General features: G+C 61.3%; 16 protein-coding genes. 7 read left to right on the forward strand and 9 right to left on the reverse strand.

Translation table 11 applies throughout. The features are described 5' to 3' along the window. Positions 1-241 precede the first annotated feature (241 nt). A complete protein-coding gene (locus NRB16_RS12775; protein WP_257106269.1) occupies positions 242-463 on the forward strand; it encodes a hypothetical protein in 222 nt (73 codons plus the stop codon). A gap of 72 nt (positions 464-535) precedes the next feature. On the opposite strand, the gene NRB16_RS12780 is transcribed toward NRB16_RS12775, so the two are convergent. The 3 genes from NRB16_RS12780 to NRB16_RS12790 form a co-directional block, all read right to left on the reverse strand. Then, positions 536-991: a YkgJ family cysteine cluster protein gene (locus tag NRB16_RS12780; protein WP_257106270.1), complete on the reverse strand. Its 456-nt coding sequence runs from the start codon at positions 989-991 to the stop codon at positions 536-538. A gap of 114 nt (positions 992-1,105) precedes the next feature. Further along, entirely contained in the window at positions 1,106-2,485 is a 1,380-nt protein-coding gene (locus NRB16_RS12785; protein WP_257106271.1) for a GTPase/DUF3482 domain-containing protein, read from the reverse strand. Next, positions 2,478-3,857, reverse strand: coding sequence for a DUF2868 domain-containing protein (locus NRB16_RS12790; RefSeq protein WP_253112146.1), 1,380 nt, complete (start codon positions 3,855-3,857; stop codon positions 2,478-2,480). The genes NRB16_RS12785 and NRB16_RS12790 overlap by 8 nt, the downstream gene beginning before the upstream one ends. A gap of 86 nt (positions 3,858-3,943) precedes the next feature. Here NRB16_RS12790 and NRB16_RS12795 point away from each other — a divergent pair, with 86 nt between their 5' ends. Together NRB16_RS12795 and NRB16_RS12800 are read left to right on the forward strand one after the other, a co-directional pair. Next, positions 3,944-4,462 (forward strand): dihydrofolate reductase, encoded by a 519-nt coding sequence (locus tag NRB16_RS12795; RefSeq protein WP_253140253.1) that lies wholly within the window; start codon positions 3,944-3,946, stop codon positions 4,460-4,462. A 154-nt stretch (positions 4,463-4,616) separates the two neighbouring features. Then, positions 4,617-5,684, forward strand: coding sequence for a phosphorylcholine phosphatase (locus tag NRB16_RS12800; protein ID WP_045486345.1), 1,068 nt, complete (start codon positions 4,617-4,619; stop codon positions 5,682-5,684). Between the two features lie 159 nt (positions 5,685-5,843). Here the strand turns inward: NRB16_RS12800 and ilvD are convergent, their stop codons facing one another. Beyond that, positions 5,844-7,685, reverse strand: coding sequence for a dihydroxy-acid dehydratase (ilvD, locus tag NRB16_RS12805; protein WP_253112151.1), 1,842 nt, complete (start codon positions 7,683-7,685; stop codon positions 5,844-5,846). 509 nt (positions 7,686-8,194) lie between these two features. Here ilvD and NRB16_RS12810 point away from each other — a divergent pair. Beyond that, positions 8,195-8,650 carry a hypothetical protein gene (locus NRB16_RS12810; RefSeq protein ID WP_257106272.1) on the forward strand — a complete coding sequence of 152 codons (456 nt, stop codon included), beginning with the start codon at positions 8,195-8,197 and terminating at the stop codon, positions 8,648-8,650. A gap of 14 nt (positions 8,651-8,664) precedes the next feature. On the opposite strand, the gene NRB16_RS12815 is transcribed toward NRB16_RS12810, so the two are convergent. Both NRB16_RS12815 and NRB16_RS12820 read right to left on the reverse strand, forming a co-directional pair. Further along, positions 8,665-9,861, reverse strand: coding sequence for a class I SAM-dependent rRNA methyltransferase (locus NRB16_RS12815; RefSeq protein WP_045486352.1), 1,197 nt, complete (start codon positions 9,859-9,861; stop codon positions 8,665-8,667). Positions 9,862-9,940: 79 nt separating this feature from the next. After that, positions 9,941-10,477 (reverse strand): type 1 glutamine amidotransferase domain-containing protein, encoded by a 537-nt coding sequence (locus tag NRB16_RS12820; protein WP_045486355.1) that lies wholly within the window; start codon positions 10,475-10,477, stop codon positions 9,941-9,943. A gap of 260 nt (positions 10,478-10,737) precedes the next feature. Between NRB16_RS12820 and NRB16_RS12825 the strand changes: the two genes are divergently transcribed. The 3 genes from NRB16_RS12825 to NRB16_RS12835 all read left to right on the forward strand — a co-directional run bounded on the left by NRB16_RS12825 (position 10,738) and on the right by NRB16_RS12835 (position 12,813). Beyond that, entirely contained in the window at positions 10,738-11,550 is an 813-nt protein-coding gene (locus NRB16_RS12825; protein ID WP_257106305.1) for an HDOD domain-containing protein, read from the forward strand. After that, complete coding sequence (gene mutM, locus NRB16_RS12830; protein WP_045486357.1) at positions 11,550-12,362, forward strand: bifunctional DNA-formamidopyrimidine glycosylase/DNA-(apurinic or apyrimidinic site) lyase; 813 nt, start codon at positions 11,550-11,552, stop codon at positions 12,360-12,362. The genes NRB16_RS12825 and mutM overlap by 1 nt, the downstream gene beginning before the upstream one ends. 109 nt (positions 12,363-12,471) lie before the next feature. Next, positions 12,472-12,813, forward strand: a complete 342-nt coding sequence (locus NRB16_RS12835) for a hypothetical protein (protein ID WP_045486360.1) — start codon at positions 12,472-12,474, stop codon at positions 12,811-12,813. 87 nt (positions 12,814-12,900) lie between these two features. Here NRB16_RS12835 and ggt read toward each other — a convergent pair whose 3' ends face one another. The 3 genes from ggt to coaD all read right to left on the reverse strand — a co-directional run bounded on the left by ggt (position 12,901) and on the right by coaD (position 15,489). Next, positions 12,901-14,565 (reverse strand): gamma-glutamyltransferase, encoded by a 1,665-nt coding sequence (gene ggt, locus NRB16_RS12840; RefSeq protein WP_373568463.1) that lies wholly within the window; start codon positions 14,563-14,565, stop codon positions 12,901-12,903. Positions 14,566-14,622: 57 nt separating this feature from the next. Continuing rightward, the gene (locus tag NRB16_RS12845) at positions 14,623-14,874 is read right to left on the reverse strand and encodes a YfhL family 4Fe-4S dicluster ferredoxin (RefSeq protein ID WP_045486363.1); all 252 of its coding nucleotides are present in this window, start codon (positions 14,872-14,874) and stop codon (positions 14,623-14,625) included. A 132-nt stretch (positions 14,875-15,006) separates the two neighbouring features. Beyond that, complete coding sequence (gene coaD / locus NRB16_RS12850) at positions 15,007-15,489, reverse strand: pantetheine-phosphate adenylyltransferase (protein ID WP_045486366.1); 483 nt, start codon at positions 15,487-15,489, stop codon at positions 15,007-15,009. Between the last annotated feature and the right edge of the window lie 64 nt (positions 15,490-15,553).

The following is a 15,553-nucleotide window of genomic DNA, read 5'->3' on the forward strand; positions in this document are numbered from 1 at the left end:
GGTCCGGCGCCCCCGGCGGAACCCCCCCCCCCTCCGCACAAGAAGGTGTGCTTGTTTTTTTATGGCTGAAAAAACGTGGTGAGCATGACGAGGCGCTGGAGGGTGTGAGACACAACTGGAAACATGCGGAGAGATTTACAAGGCGGGCAATATGAATATGTACCGCGTGAGGCGACTGGGTGAGGTGGAGAATCGAGCTGGCCCAATCAAGGGCGTCTCTATTAAATGAAGGATCATTAAAATGAAAATTATTGGCCGTGTTCCCCGTGAAGAAGCCCTCAAGCGCATCGATCATCTGATTGGTGCCGAATATGCCGGCACTCTCAAAGGTTACATCTCCGAACTGACCCAAATCGGCCGTATTGTCGGGCCAGATGAAAGTACCAGCAGAGAAATGGACCCTAATCGCCTCCACATCCAGGTTGACGAGGCAGGAAGCATTACAGGGTTCCATCTGGGCTAACTAGCACCCAGCGCTATTCGTTGCACGCTTAGACCCCTGGGCACCGCCCGGGGGTTTTGATTCATTAGAAACTCAGAATTTGATTGGTACCCGCGCCGAGTTCTGATTCAGCGCGTTGCTACTACTGCGCTCCTCGGCTTTGGGCTTGTAAGCGCAGTAACCCGGCCGAGGGCCGATCTTCGGATGGTTGCGGCAGGTGTCAGGGCGCTTGTCGTAGATGGTACACAGCCGGCTCTTGCGGTCCAGGTACAGGCAATCGTTGTTGCTCATGCGCTGGATGGTAAAAATCCCCGACTTTTGATTGAAACGCTCGATGATGCCTTCCTTGAGCAAGCGCTTGGCAATGTTCTTCGGCGGCTCACCCTGCTCGAACGCATCGACGACCCCGATGCGGATCAGGTCCTTGATCTTTACTTCCACAGGGAGTGTGCAGCAGCTGGACATACAGCCTCCGCACATGTGGCTGGAATATTTGGCCCAGGTTTCCAGGCGGTCGATTTCGGCGGCGGCAATCAACTGAGGTTTCATTTTTGAATTCTATATATAGGGCCAAGCACGGGCGCGCGATCATACCGGGCCGCCATCGTTTGGGGTAGACGCGGATGTATCCGTGAATGCAGGCAAGCGACGGGAGGTGGCTGGCTAAAGGTCCAGCAGTTTCTGCGCCAGCGCTTCCCGCGCCTCCTGGCGTTCAGCCTGGTTGAGCTTTGCACCTGTATTGAGCATCGACCACTGCGGATGTGCCCTGGCCTTGCGCAGCGGGGCGGGCAGTTTGCCTTCGCGCCATTGCGTGTCTTGCGGGGCGCTGAGTTCGATGCTTTGCATCGCTGCATGACCCCGGCTGCCGAGTGCTTGCAGCAGTTGCCGTTGTCGCAAGGCCAGCAGGCGCAGCACGGCATCGTCCACGGTCAGCTCGCGTTGGCCCTTGAGTTTGCCGAGCAGGCGATTGCCGTAACTGCGAGCCGTCAGCAGCGCGCCCCCGGCAATGGCGCCTGCCAGTGCGGCAGCGCCCAGAGTGATGCCGCCCACCAGCAAATCCACACCGGCTCCGGCGGCGGCTCCGGCCGCGACGCCGCCACCGACCCGCACGCCCAGCAGGCGCAGGGTTTCCGGGTTGAACAGGTCATCCCCCCAGCGGCCGTCGAGCAACGGCAGATCGGCGGCTGAAGCATCCTGCGGACGAAACGCATAGAGCTTGAGCAAGGCTTCGACGCAGTGCTGTTCGCGTTGCCGGATGGCCTGGTGCAAGGCTTCGATGGCCTCACGTTCCGGATCGGCACTGGCCTGGACACTGCGTCGGCAGGCAGCGCAGTCAATCAACAGCTCGGCAATCAGTAATGCGGCACTTTGACGGCGGGCAACGCGCTGCGTCTCGATATCGTCAATCAGCCGCTCAAGGCGCGGTCGCGCGGTTTCCAGCAATAACGCCAGGCTCTCGTACAGGCGCCGCTCACCGTCTTCTGGTGGGGCAACGCTGTCGAAGCGTACCAGCGCATGCAGGCCCAATCGCGATAACGCTTCGCGCCAGTCGCCTTCACGGGCTTGCGCGCTGCTGACGAAATTGAGCACCGGCAACAAGGGTTTGCCGCAACTGGCCAGTACCGCCAACTCGTCACGGTACTTGGCCAGTACCGGTTCGCGGGCATCAATCACGTACAAGCCGGCATCGCAGCTCAATAACTGGCGCAACACCTTGGCTTCCTGCTCGAAGCGCTGGCGGGCTTCGCTACCATCGAGAAAACGCGCCAGACGTGCCGGGCCATCCAGACGTTCGCCGCTGGCCAGTCGCTCCAGATAGTCGAGCAGGTCGATGGCATCTTCCAGGCCGGGCGTGTCGTACAGCTCCAGCAGCGGCTTGCCGTCTACCGAAAGCCGGGCACCTTCCACGTGCCGGGTGGTGCTGGGCCGATGCGAGACTTCACCGAAGCTGACATCGCGAGTCAGGGTGCGTAACAGCGAGGTCTTGCCAACATTGGTGTGGCCGACCACAGCCAGTTTCAATACATGAGTGGTTTCAGTCATGGCCGGACTCCAGCCAGGTCATGGCGGGTTGCTCAGTGTAAGGCAGTTGCAGCGCATTCAGCGCCTCGTGCCAGTCGCCAAGCCGCTCGGGATCAAGGCTTTGCCCTGCGGGTGCCGGCAGCAGCCACAGGCGGGTTTGGCCGGCATTGCGCGCCAGCTCGGCGAGCAGCGCCAGGCTGCCTCGATCCGGTGAGCGGCGTGGATCACAGGCAATCAGCAAGCGTGCCGGTGGCGTACCGGTCAGTTGCTCCAGCAGGCGATGGCGGGATTCGCGGCTGTCGAGAATGCCTGCGTCGAGTACGTGCGGTGCGTGCCGGGGCGGCCAGTCGTGCTGGTTGTCCAGTTCGAGGGCGACCAGCACCGCGCCGTCGCTACTGAGTGCAGCACCAGGTGTGCCCACCTCATGCAGCCGCTCGGGGGCTGCATCGTTGATGCCGAGCCGCTCGCTGCTCGGCATCAGTCGCTCGCGCAGCGGTTGCCAGGCCGGATCGTCGAGGTTCAGGGCCAGTGCGTCACGACCGCGCCGCCAGCGCCACAGGCACAGCAGGGTCAACAGCAGACGTGGCAGGATGCCGTAGATCAGCAACACCCCGATCAGCCAGGCCGCCCAGGTTTGCCTGGCCTGTTCCAGCCCGTTGATGCTGTTGCCACTGGCGCGGATGGTCTCGGCATCCGGTACGCTGAAGCCGAGCAGGGCTGGCAGGCGGCCCAGCGCCTGAGTGAGGCTGACGAAGGTGTCGCTGCCCAGAATGGTGGTTTCCCAGACAAACCCGTAACGCCGGGTGGCGAGCATTGCCAGCAGAGTGATCAACGCACTCAACAGCGCCACCAGCCACAGCGCATTGCTTAACAAACCCAGCACCCAGCGCTCCAGGCGCTGGCGTTGCAGCATCACCAGCAAGGCGGGCGCCAGTTGCACGGCTTGCGCATCGCGGGCCAGCCGGTTGCTCAGCCACAGCCACAATTGGCCCAGGCCGGCGCCGGTATGCCGGCTCAGTAGCATGCCCAGCGCCCAGCCCAGCAACAGCAGCAGGTTGAGCCCCAGCAAGCTGCCCAGTGCCCGGAACACGTTGATCGAGCCGGGTGTATCCCCGAGCGCGGCGAACGCCAGCCCGGCGCCGCTGATGACCGCGACCAGCAGCAACGCCAGTAATGCCAGGCGGGCGCCCTGCTTCCAGCGCCGCAATGCAGCCGTCATGCCGTCGCGTTCAGCCAGCCACAGGGCGCGCTGTTGAATACGGGCCTGCAGGTCGCCACCGGCGCTGCGCGCCTGGCGGTTGGCCTGCTGGTCATCAAGCAGGCCGGCCTGGGCTTCGCGCAGGCGTACGGCTTCAGTCAGCCAGAGGGTGTCTAGAGGAGTCGGGGCAGTCACACAACATCTCTTGAAAGATTACAGATAGCGAGCATAACCGCTGGGAGAGCTATTGAGGGCTAACAGTTCCCTGTATTCTTGGGCGCATGAAAAAGCATCTTCCTCTCAGCCTGATCGCCGCCATGGCCGAAAACCGGGTGATCGGCATCGACAACTCCATGCCCTGGCATCTGCCGGGGGACTTTAAATACTTCAAGGCCACGACCCTGGGCAAGCCAGTCATCATGGGGCGCAAGACCTGGGATTCGCTGGGGCGACCCTTGCCTGGCCGGTTGAACCTGGTGGTCAGCCGCCAGCGCGACCTGCACCTCGATGGTGCCGAGGTGTTCAGCTCGCTGGAGGCCGCAGTGGAGCGTGCCGAGCAATGGGCGCAAGAGCAGGGCGTAACCGAGGTGATGCTCATCGGCGGCCAGCAGTTATATGCGCAGGGCTTGCCCCACGCAGACCGTCTGTACCTGACTCGCATTGAACTCAGCATTGAGGGCGATGCCTGGTTCCCTGAGTTCGACACCGCACAATGGCAGGTGGTGTCGACCCAGCCCAATGCGGCAGAGGGCGACAAGCCGGCTTACCACTTCGATGTCTGGGAACGCCGGGGCGCCTAAGTCATCTTTGTGTCATAAAAGTGTCGCTTTCGTGGTCGGTTGTCGCGCATGGCAAAGAGTCTGGCGTGATCGGAATCGAAGCGGTCGCAGCGATGCGCTAGCTGCAATGCAATTTTGTTACGGTCGGCCTCATCTATCACGAAGGGGCACCACGATGAACTTTGCACCACGACTGTTAGCGGCCGCACTTTGCATGGGGTTGGGCCTGGGGCTAAGCCTGCAGGCATCGGCCACGGAACTCAAACACTGGCCAGAACCCGCCGCCAAGGCGCTGGACGCGATGATTGCGGCCAACGCCAACAAAGGCAATTACGCGGTGTTCGACATGGACAACACCAGCTATCGCTTCGACCTCGAAGAGTCACTGCTGCCGTACATGGAAAGCAAAGGCCTGATCACCCGTGACAAGCTCGACCCCTCGCTGAAACTCATCCCCTTCAAAGACACCGCCGAACATAAAGAAAGCCTGTTCAGTTACTACTACCGCCTGTGCGAACTGGACGATATGGTCTGCTACCCGTGGGTGGCCCAGGTGTTCTCAGGCTTTACCCTCAAGGAACTCAAAGGCTACGTCGATGAGCTGATGGCCCTCGACAAGCCGATCCCGGCCACTTATTACGATGGCGACACGGTCAAGACCCTTGAAGTCCAGCGGCCGAAAATCTTTACCGGGCAGACCGAGCTGTACAACAAGCTGATGGAGAACGGCATCGAGGTCTATGTGATGACCGCCGCTTCCGAAGAACTGGTGCGCATGGTCGCCTCCGATCCGAAGTACGGCTACAACGTCAAACCGGAAAACGTCATCGGCGTGACCATGATGCTCAAGGATCGCAAAACCCAGCAACTGACCACCGCGCGCAAACAGATCACCGACAAGCAATATGACCCCAAAGCCAACCTGGATCTGGAACTGACCCCCTACCTGTGGACCCCGGCCACCTGGATGGCGGGCAAACAGGCGGCGATCCTGACCTATATCGACCAGTGGAAAAAACCGGTACTGGTGGCTGGCGATACACCGACCAGCGACGGCTACATGCTGTTTCACGGGGTAGACGTCAACAAGGGCGGCGTACACCTGTGGATCAACCGCAAGGACAAGTACATGACCCAGCTTAACGGCATGATCAAGGCCAATGCCGAAGCTCAGGCCAAAGAAGGGCTGCCGGTAACGGCGGACAAGAACTGGGTGATCGTCAAGCCGGAAGAGATTCAGTAAAAGATTACCCGCTGCCTCGGCGCCGCGCTGCCGCACAGCAAACACGGAGCCTCGTAGGAGCCGCTTTAGCGGCGAAGATTTCGCGGCTGAAGCCGCTCCTACCCTCGGCAGCATAAAAAAACCGGCGCAATGCACCGGTTTTTTATTTACCGCACCAACTCAGAGACCGTCGAGCAGCGCCTTGTTACGCACCGCACCCTTGTCGGCGCTGGTGGCCAGCAGGGCGTAGGCTTTCAGGGCGGTGGTCACCTTGCGTGGGCGGACTTCGACCGGCTTCCAGCCTTTCTTGTCTTGCTCGACGCGGCGGGCGGCCAGTTCTTCGTCGCTGACCAGCAGGTTGATCGAACGGTTCGGGATGTCGATCAGGACCTTGTCGCCGTCACGCACCAGGCCGATGGCACCGCCGGATGCTGCTTCAGGCGAAGCGTGGCCGATGGACAGGCCCGAAGTACCGCCCGAGAAGCGGCCGTCGGTGAGCAGGGCGCAGGCTTTGCCCAGGCCTTTGGATTTCAGGTAGGAGGTCGGGTAGAGCATTTCTTGCATGCCCGGGCCGCCTTTCGGACCTTCGTAGCGAATGATCACGATATCGCCGGCTTTCACTTCGTCAGCGAGGATACCGCGCACCGCGCTGTCCTGGCTTTCGAAGATCTTGGCGTTGCCTTCGAAGACATGGATCGACTCGTCCACGCCGGCGGTTTTCACCACGCAGCCGTCCAGGGCGATGTTGCCGTACAGCACGGCCAGGCCGCCTTCTTTGGAGTAGGCGTGCTCGAAGCTGCGGATGCAGCCGTTCTCACGGTCGTCGTCCAGGCTTTCCCAGCGGGTCGACTGGCTGAACGCGGTCTGGGTCGGGATGCCGGCCGGGCCTGCCTTGAAGAAGGTGTGCACGGCTTCATCGTCAGTCTGGGTGATGTCCCACTTGGCGATGGCTTCTTCCATGGAGCGGCTGTGCACCGTCGGCAGGTCGGTGTGCAGCAAGCCACCACGGGCCAGCGAACCGAGGATGCTGAAGATGCCGCCGGCGCGGTGCACGTCTTCCATGTGGTACTTCTGGATGTTCGGTGCCACCTTGCACAGCTGCGGCACCACGCGCGACAGGCGATCAATGTCGCGCAGGTCGAAGGCGATCTCGGCTTCCTGAGCCGCTGCCAGCAGGTGCAGGATGGTGTTGGTCGAACCGCCCATGGCGATGTCGAGCATCATCGCGTTCTCGAACGCCTTGAAGTTGGCGATGTTGCGCGGCAACACCGACTCGTCGTTCTCGCCGTAGTAGCGCTTGCACAGCTCGACGATGGTGCGCCCGGCCTGCAGGAACAGCTGCTCGCGGTCGCTGTGGGTCGCCAGGGTCGAACCGTTGCCCGGCAGGGCCAGGCCCAGGGCTTCGGTCAGGCAGTTCATCGAGTTGGCGGTGAACATGCCGGAGCACGAACCGCAGGTCGGACAGGCGCTGCGCTCGTACTCGGCGACTTTTTCGTCACTAGCGGTCGAGTCGGCGGCGATGACCATGGCATCGACCAGGTCCAGACCGTGGCTGGCCAGTTTGGTCTTGCCGGCTTCCATCGGGCCGCCGGAAACGAAGATCACTGGAATGTTCAGGCGCAGGGCGGCCATCAGCATGCCGGGGGTGATCTTGTCGCAGTTGGAAATGCACACGATGGCATCGGCGCAGTGCGCGTTGACCATGTACTCGACGGCGTCGGCGATGATCTCGCGGCTCGGCAGCGAGTACAGCATGCCGTCGTGGCCCATGGCGATTCCGTCGTCCACGGCGATGGTGTTGAACTCTTTGGCCACGCCACCGGCGCGTTCGATTTCACGGGCGACCAGTTGGCCCAGGTCCTTGAGGTGCACATGGCCCGGTACGAACTGGGTGAAGGAGTTGGCGATGGCGATGATCGGCTTTTTGAAGTCGTCATCTTTCATGCCGGTGGCACGCCACAGGGCACGGGCACCGGCCATGTTACGGCCATGGGTGGAAGTCTTGGAACGATAATCAGGCATTGGGGGACTCCGGCAAATCAGGCTAATCAGTCGGACACCTCTAAAAACGGCCTGCGTTGTCATTGCTGCGTTGAAACCGGACTCGGAATGCTCATGTGCTTCAGCACACTGCGCTTCCTTGCCTGTTTCGCCTTGCGCTGACTGCCTCGCCTAAGTTTTCAGAGGTGCCCATCAAGGGGAGTGAGCTTCTAGTGATCCACATGCAAGACGGCATTGATCGCATGCAGGGAAATAACCGAAAGCTACGGGATCACCGTGCACTCGGCCTGAGCTCATAAACCCGCCGGGGGATGACTGGCGATGAATAGCGCCGATTCTACACCGCTCGGGCGTGCTTGGCATGGCGTCTGATCGTCGTGCGGTAAATCATCCTGCGACAAAGCAGTTTTGTTTGTAGGGATTTTCTGAAGTTGCTGTCGAGGGTTTTTCCCTCGTTTATCGTCCCGATAGGATGCCCGCACTGAATGGATCTCGCTGGCGTCGGTCGGCTCAAGTGATGAGGTGAAGAGGTGGGCAGCAAGTTTGTCGCTGTGGTGGGGCTCAAGGTGACGTGTGGCGAATGTCAGAAGCAATTTGTACCTGGCTATAAACAGCAAATCAGGATTTTTGCTCTGGAGCCTATTGCGTGTCCTTCCTGCTGTGCTGAGCAGGTTGCCACTGAAGCGCAGTGCGATGCGATTCGTGCACTGGGAAATCCGATAAGTTCTTTCAGGCCTGTCTTGGCCATTATGGGTATTCTTGGTGGGGGCTTCTTCGCCATGGTGCTTTATCGCCTTTCTACGGACGATCCCATACCGGATGGCGTGGTGATGCTAGGGTTTGTCATTGCGTTGGGTGTTCAGCTGGCTGTCGGTGCGTCCTTCAGGAAAGCTACGGAGGGTTTGAGCATGGACCTGCAGGGCGTAGTGGCTATGGAGTCAAGCGGGGAGAATGCCCCGGATCCTGAAAAAGACCCGGGTAACTGAAGCTGCTTTGTGTATCAGCTGTTAGGCAGCAACCGGCAGGTGATGCTCTTGATGTAGCGCGTCTCGTGAATCGCCGGGTGCACCGGATGGTCCGGGCCCTGGCCGCCGCGCTCAAGGATTTGCATGTTGCGATCCAGATGGCGGGCGCTGGTCAGCAGGATGTTGTGCAGGTCATCTTCAGGCAGGTGCATCGAGCACGAGGCGCTGACCAGGATGCCGTCCTTGCTGAGCAGGCGCATGGCCTGTTCATTCAGGCGACGGTAGGCGCCTTCGCCGTTCTTCAGGTCTTTCTTGCGCTTGATGAAGGCTGGCGGGTCGGCGACGATCACGTCGAAACGCTCTTCGGCGGCCTTGAGTTCTTTCAAGGCTTCGAACACGTCACCTTCGATGCAGGTGACCTTTTCCGCGAAGCCGTTCAGCGCCGCGTTACGCTCTACGCCGTCCAGGGCAAAGGCCGAGGCGTCGACGCAGAATACTTCGCTGGCGCCGAACGCACCGGCCTGGATGCCCCAGCCACCGATGTAGCTGTACAGGTCCAGTACGCGCTTGCCTTTGACGTAGGGTGCCAGGCGCGCGCGGTTCATGCGGTGGTCGTAGAACCAGCCGGTCTTCTGGCCGTCAAGCACCGGTGCTTCGAACTTCACGCCGTTTTCTTCCAGCGCGACCCAGTCAGGTACGGCGCCGTAGACGGTTTCGACGTAGCGGTTCAGCCCTTCGGCGTCGCGGGCGCTGGAATCGTTCTTGAACAGAATGCCGCTGGGCTTGAGCACCTGGACCAGCGCGGCGATCACGTCGTCCTTGTGCTGTTCCATGGTGGCTGAGGCCAGTTGCACGACCAGAATGTGATCGAAGCGGTCTACCACCAGGCCTGGCAGCAAGTCTGAGTCGCCGTAGACCAGACGGTAGAAGGGTTTGTCGAACAGCCGTTCACGCAGCGACAGGGCAACGTTGAGGCGGTGCACCAGCAGCGACTTGTCCAGCGGCAGCTTGATGTCGCGCGACAACAGGCGGGCGCAGATCAGGTTGTTCGGGCTCATGGCCACGATGCCCAGCGGTTTGCCGCTGGCGGCTTCCAGGACGGCCTGGTCACCTGCCGAAAACCTGTTCAGGGGCGTGGCGGCAACGTCGATCTCGTTGCTGTAGACCCACAGGTGACCGGCCCGCAGGCGGCGGTCGGCGTTGGCTTTGAGGCGCAGGCTGGGCAGAGACATCACGTCGCTCCGGAAAAAAGAGCGGGATTATAGCGCGTCACCCCGGTTACCGGCCGGGATGACGTGAATTAATCGACGATCAGGACAAGGCTTTGAGCAACGCCTCGTTGAAGGCCGGGATGTCATTGGGGTCGCGGCTGCTGATCAGGTTGCCGTCGATGACCACCGGTTCATCGACCCAGTCGGCACCGGCATTGTCCAGGTCATCCTTGAGTGTCTTGTAGCTGGTCAGCTTCTTGCCGCGCACCAGGTCAGCGCTGATCAGCAGCCAGCTACCGTGGCAGATCACGGCCAATGGCCTGTTCTGGCCGTTGATCAGGCGTACGATGTGCTGAGCGTCGGGGTCAATGCGGATGGTATCGGAGTTCTGTACTCCGCCCGGCAACACGACGGCGTCGTAGTTTTGTTCGGCGGCCTGTTTGAAGGTGCGGTCGACCTTGAAATCATCGGCCGGCTGGTCATGGTTCCAGCCTTTGACCTGGCCTGACTGGCTGGACAGAATCTCGGTGGCCGCGCCAGCGGCTTCCAGAGCCTGTTGCGGGCCGGTCAGCTCGACCTGTTCGAAACCATCGGTTACCAAAAATGCGACGCGTTTACCCTGCAGGGATGTGGACATGAGGCTCTCCTGAATCGGTGTGCAGACTTGGGGCAGGCCTTGTCAGGCGGGCGGTCGAGGCCGCTCGCTGGCTGCCGGTGTCTTTAGTTCCGAAGCATGGCTGGCGGCAAAGTTCAGAATAAATCACCCGTTTTGGTGATGGACCGTTATTGATTAAGGGGGCAAAATCCGATCATGGCCTCGAGTACGTACCTATGCCCCAAGAGCTGACCCCCGAACTGACCCCCGAGCAGATTCAGCAAGCCCTGCAAGGTATCAGCGTGCCTGCGCAGCCGCAGATCCTTGTCGATTTGCAGATGGAGCAGTACATGCCCGATCCTGATCTGGGCACCATCGCCAAACTGATTTCCCAAGACCCGGGGCTTTCCGGGGCTTTGCTTAAAATCGTCAATTCGGCGCATTTCGGGTTGACCAACAAAATTGCGTCCATCGACCGTGCGGTCAACCTGCTCGGCAGTCGTACGGTGATCAACCTCATCAACGCCCAGTCGATCAAGGGCGAGATGAGCGACGAGACCATCGTGACCCTCAACCGCTTCTGGGACACAGCCCAGGACGTGGCGATGACCAGCTTGACCCTGTCCAAGCGCATCGGCTCGCAGACGGTCGACGAGTCCTATGCCCTGGGGCTGTTTCACGATTGCGGTGTGCCGCTGATGCTCAAGCGTTTCCCCGACTACATGCAAGTGCTGGAAAACGCCTACGCCAATGCCAACGAGAGCCACCGGGTGGTGGACACCGAAAATGCCGCGTTCGATACCAACCATGCGGTGGTCGGTTACTACACGGCCAGATCATGGCGGTTGCCCGAACACCTGTGTGCGGCCATCGCCAACCACCACAATGCCCTGGCGATCTTCCAGGACGAATCGAGCCGCAATGCCCCGCTGAAAAACCTGCTGGGGCCGCTGAAGATGGCCGAGCACATCTGCCAGTCCTTCCAGGTGCTGGGCAATCAGGAGACCGACCATGAGTGGGAAGTGGTCGGCCCGCTGGTCCTCGATTATGTCGGCTTGTCCGAATACGATTTTGAGTACCTCAAAGAAAGCATCCGCGAACTGAGCGGCCACTGATGCCTGAATTGCCAGAGGTCGAAACCACCCGCCGCGGTATCGCGCCACATCTGCAAGGTCAGCGGGTCAGCCGGGTGATCGTGCGCGATCACCGCCTGCGCTGGCCGGTGCCGGAAGACCTGGATGTGCGCCTCTCGGGGCAACGCATTGTCGAGGTCGGGCGACGCGCCAAATACCTGTTGATCCAGGCCGAAGTCGGTACGCTGATCAGCCATCTGGGCATGTCCGGTAACCTGCGCCTGGTCGAGGCGGGTCTGCCGGCGCTCAAGCACGAACATGTGGATATCGAGCTGGAGTCGGGGCTGGCGCTGCGCTACACCGACCCAAGGCGCTTTGGCGCCATGCTCTGGAGCCAGGACCCGCATAATCACGAGTTGCTGGTGCGCCTGGGGCCGGAGCCGCTGACCGATCTGTTCGATGGCCTGCGCCTGTACGAGAAGTCGCGGGGCAAGTCCATCGCGGTCAAGCCGTTCATCATGGACAACGCGGTGGTGGTCGGGGTCGGCAATATCTACGCCACCGAGGCTTTGTTCGCTGCCGGTATCGACCCGCGCCGTGAGGCGGGCAGCATTTCCAGAGCGCGTTATGTAAAGCTGGCCGTCGAAATCAAGCGTATCCTGGCCTATGCCATCGAGCGTGGCGGCACCACCTTGCGTGATTTCATCGGTGGTGACGGCAAGCCCGGCTATTTCCAGCAGGAGCTGTTCGCCTATGGCCGGGGTGGGCTGCCGTGCAAGGTGTGCGGCAGCCTGTTGCGGGAAATCAAACTGGGTCAGCGCGCCACGGTCTTTTGTCCGAAGTGTCAGCGCTGAGCCTGATCTGTTACCGGCCGGAGATTTGTTGCATGACCTTGGGCCTTGCGTAACCGCAGTCGCTGTTTATAGTTAGGCGCATTGCACTTACCCAGCCCAAGGATCCAGCATGAGCCCGTTTCGCATTCTCGCTGCCACTCTGGCCTTGTCCATCGGCCTGCAGGCCATGCCGGCCATGGCCGCGTTTGATCGCCCGGATGCCAGTGGCGACCCGGTCTATGAAATCCAGAACCCGCCGGCTTTTGCCATGATCGGTGACCTGCTGATCGCCCGACCGCTACTGATTGCCGCCACCGTGGCCGGTGCCGGCCTGTTTGTCATCTCCCTGCCATTCACCGCCACCGGCGGCGGCATCGGTCGTGCAGGCAAGGCACTGGTGGTCGATCCGGGCAAGGCTGCCTTCGTGCGCTGTCTGGGCTGCACCGGAGATGGTTACAACAGGCAGGAATGACGGCTGTCGAAACCGGTAGGAGCGGCTTCAGCCGCGAAGGCGTCCCGGCAGTTCCACAAGGCCCGTCTTTGCAAGACAGCGTGAAGATCAATCAAAGACCCTCGCAGCCCCCACGCCACGTGGGTCACTGGCCGCCTCAACGCTGCGTTTTTGCTTGTCCCACAACAGCACCTGCTGGTTGCCGAAGGTGTCGGCGGTCTGCTTGAGGCTGTAGCCGCGGCTCTTTAGCTGTGCCTGGATCTGCGCGCTCAGCGCTCCCGGTTCGAATTCCACCACGTCCGGCAGATATTGGTGGTGATAGCGGGGCAGTGCTGGCCAGGCCGGGACTGGCTGGCCGTCCAGGTACTGCAGCATGGCCAGCAGTACCATGCTCGGAATACGGCTGCCACCCGGTGTGCCGAACGCAGTGAAGGCCTGGGGGCTTTCGATGAAGCTGGGGCTCATACTCGACAATGGTCGCTTGCCCGCCGCAATCGAATTGGCCTGGCTGCCCGCCAGCCCGTAAGCATTACTGCCTTGCGGGTCGGCGGCAAAGTCATCCATCTCGTCGTTGAGCACCACACCGGTGCCGGGCACGCTAAAGGCTGCGCCGAATGGCAGATTGATCGACAGAGTCGCCGACACCGCATTGCCGGCGCGGTCGAGCACGGCGAAATGGGTGGTGTGATCGCCTTCGCGCCAGGCGGGCGAGGGCGGTAACTCGGCACTTGGGGTCGCACGCTGTGGATCGATGCTGGCGGCCAGGGTTTTCAGGTACTGACGGTCCAGCAACTGCGGGATCGGATTGCTGACGAAATCCGGGTCGCCCAACTGGCCACGGTCACGGTAGGCGCGGCGCAGCACCTCCAGCACGTAATGGATGCGCTGGCTGCCCTGGGCTTCACTCCATGGCAGGTGTTCAAGCATGGTCAGGCTCTGGGCCAGCGCCACGCCGCCGGCGGAGGGCGGCGGGGCGCTGATCAACTCGCGTTGTTGTGCCAGTGGCCAGCGCAGCGGCTGGCGAGTGGCGACCTGGTATTGCTGCAAGTCCTGATGGGTCCAGATACCGCCTGCAGCCTGGACACCGGCGATCAACTGGTGCGCGGTCTCACCGCCATAAAAACCTTCGCGGCCATCGCGGCCCAGGCGCTCCAGGGTCACGGCCAGTTCCGGTTGGCGGATCAGGGTGCCGATACTTGGGATATCACCGTTGTCGAGAAACAGCCGTGCGCTTTCCGGGTCGTCGCGCAAGGCTGACAGGCGCATGCGGGCGCGCTTCTGGTAGATGGGGTCTACTGCAAAACCGCTGTTGGCCAAGGCGATGGCCGGTGCCAATGAGGTCTTGAGCGGCAACTGGCCATAGTGCTCGGCCAGTTCCACCAGTGCAGCGGGCAAACCCGGAATCGCAGCGGCCAGTGCACCGTTGAGCGACAGCTGGGCCTGCACCTTGCCGTCGCGCTGATACAGATCGTAAGTGGCTTGGAGTGGCGCCTTTTCCCGTGCATCGATAAACCGATACTGCGGCTGATCACCCCCCTCGCGCAGCAGGAAGAAGCCGCCGCCGCCAAGACCGGAGCCATACGGCTCGACGACCGCCAGGGCGGCACTGACTGCCACGGCGGCATCGAAGGCATTGCCGCCTGCCGCCAGAATTCGCTGACCGGCCTCGGTCGCTTGGGCGTGAGGGCTGGCGATGGCCGCCTGGTCTGGCAGCGGCGCGGCCTGAGCCAGTGGCGCAAGCAGAACGCAGAACGCGAACAGAGCGCCGAGCAGGCCGGAATGTCTTCGATCAGGATTCAACAACAGGCATTCCTTGCCAAGCAATGATGGTCAGGCTTTACCGGTGATGAGCCGGTATTTGGTCATCAGCTCGTCTTTACTTTCGACCCGGTTTTCATCCAGCGGGATGCAATCGACCGGGCAGACTTGCTGGCATTGCGGCTCGTCGTAGTGGCCCACGCACTCGGTGCACAGGTTGGGGTCGATCACGTAGATTTCTTCGCCCTGGGAAATCGCTTCGTTCGGGCACTCTGGTTCGCAGACGTCGCAGTTGATGCAATCGTCAGTGATGATAAGGGACATGAAACACTCCTGCCGCGGGTCGCATCCGGGCATATGAAAGCCAATGCGGCGAATTGTGCCGCATTAGGCTCCAGGATGCACCTTGAGGTTTCTAGGGTTATTACCTGAAAGTGCTGCAGCAGGCTGTCGCTTTCAGTTGCTCTTGAACCGCTCGGTCAGCGCATTGGCCACGGCCGGGTGGACGAACTTGGTGATATCGCCACCCAAAGCGGCGATTTCCCGGACCAGGGTCGAAGAGATGAACGAGTAACGCTCCGACGGAGTCAGGAACAGGCTTTCCACGTCCGGGGCCAGTTGTCGGTTCATGTTGGCCAGCTGGAATTCGTACTCGAAGTCTGACACCGCACGCAGGCCGCGCAGCAGAATATTGGCATTCTGCTCCTTGGCCAGTTGCGCCAGCAGGGTCGAGAAGCCGATGACTTCGACATTGGGCAGATGGGCGGTTACTTCCCTGGCCAGCTCAACCCGTTGCTCGAGCGGGAACAAGGGGTTCTTCTTGGGGCTGGCCGCCACGGCAATGATCACATGATCGAACAGGCGCGAGGCGCGTTCGACCAGATCGCCGTGGCCCTTGGTAATCGGGTCGAAGGTGCCTGGATACAACACTCGGTTCATCGCGTCGTCCTGTCAGGAGTCCGTTGAGGGACTGGGATGGTATCGCAGCCGCGCCCATCGGGCC

It is taken from the genome of Pseudomonas sp. LJDD11 (assembly GCF_024584215.1).
GTDB lineage: Bacteria > Pseudomonadota > Gammaproteobacteria > Pseudomonadales > Pseudomonadaceae > Aquipseudomonas.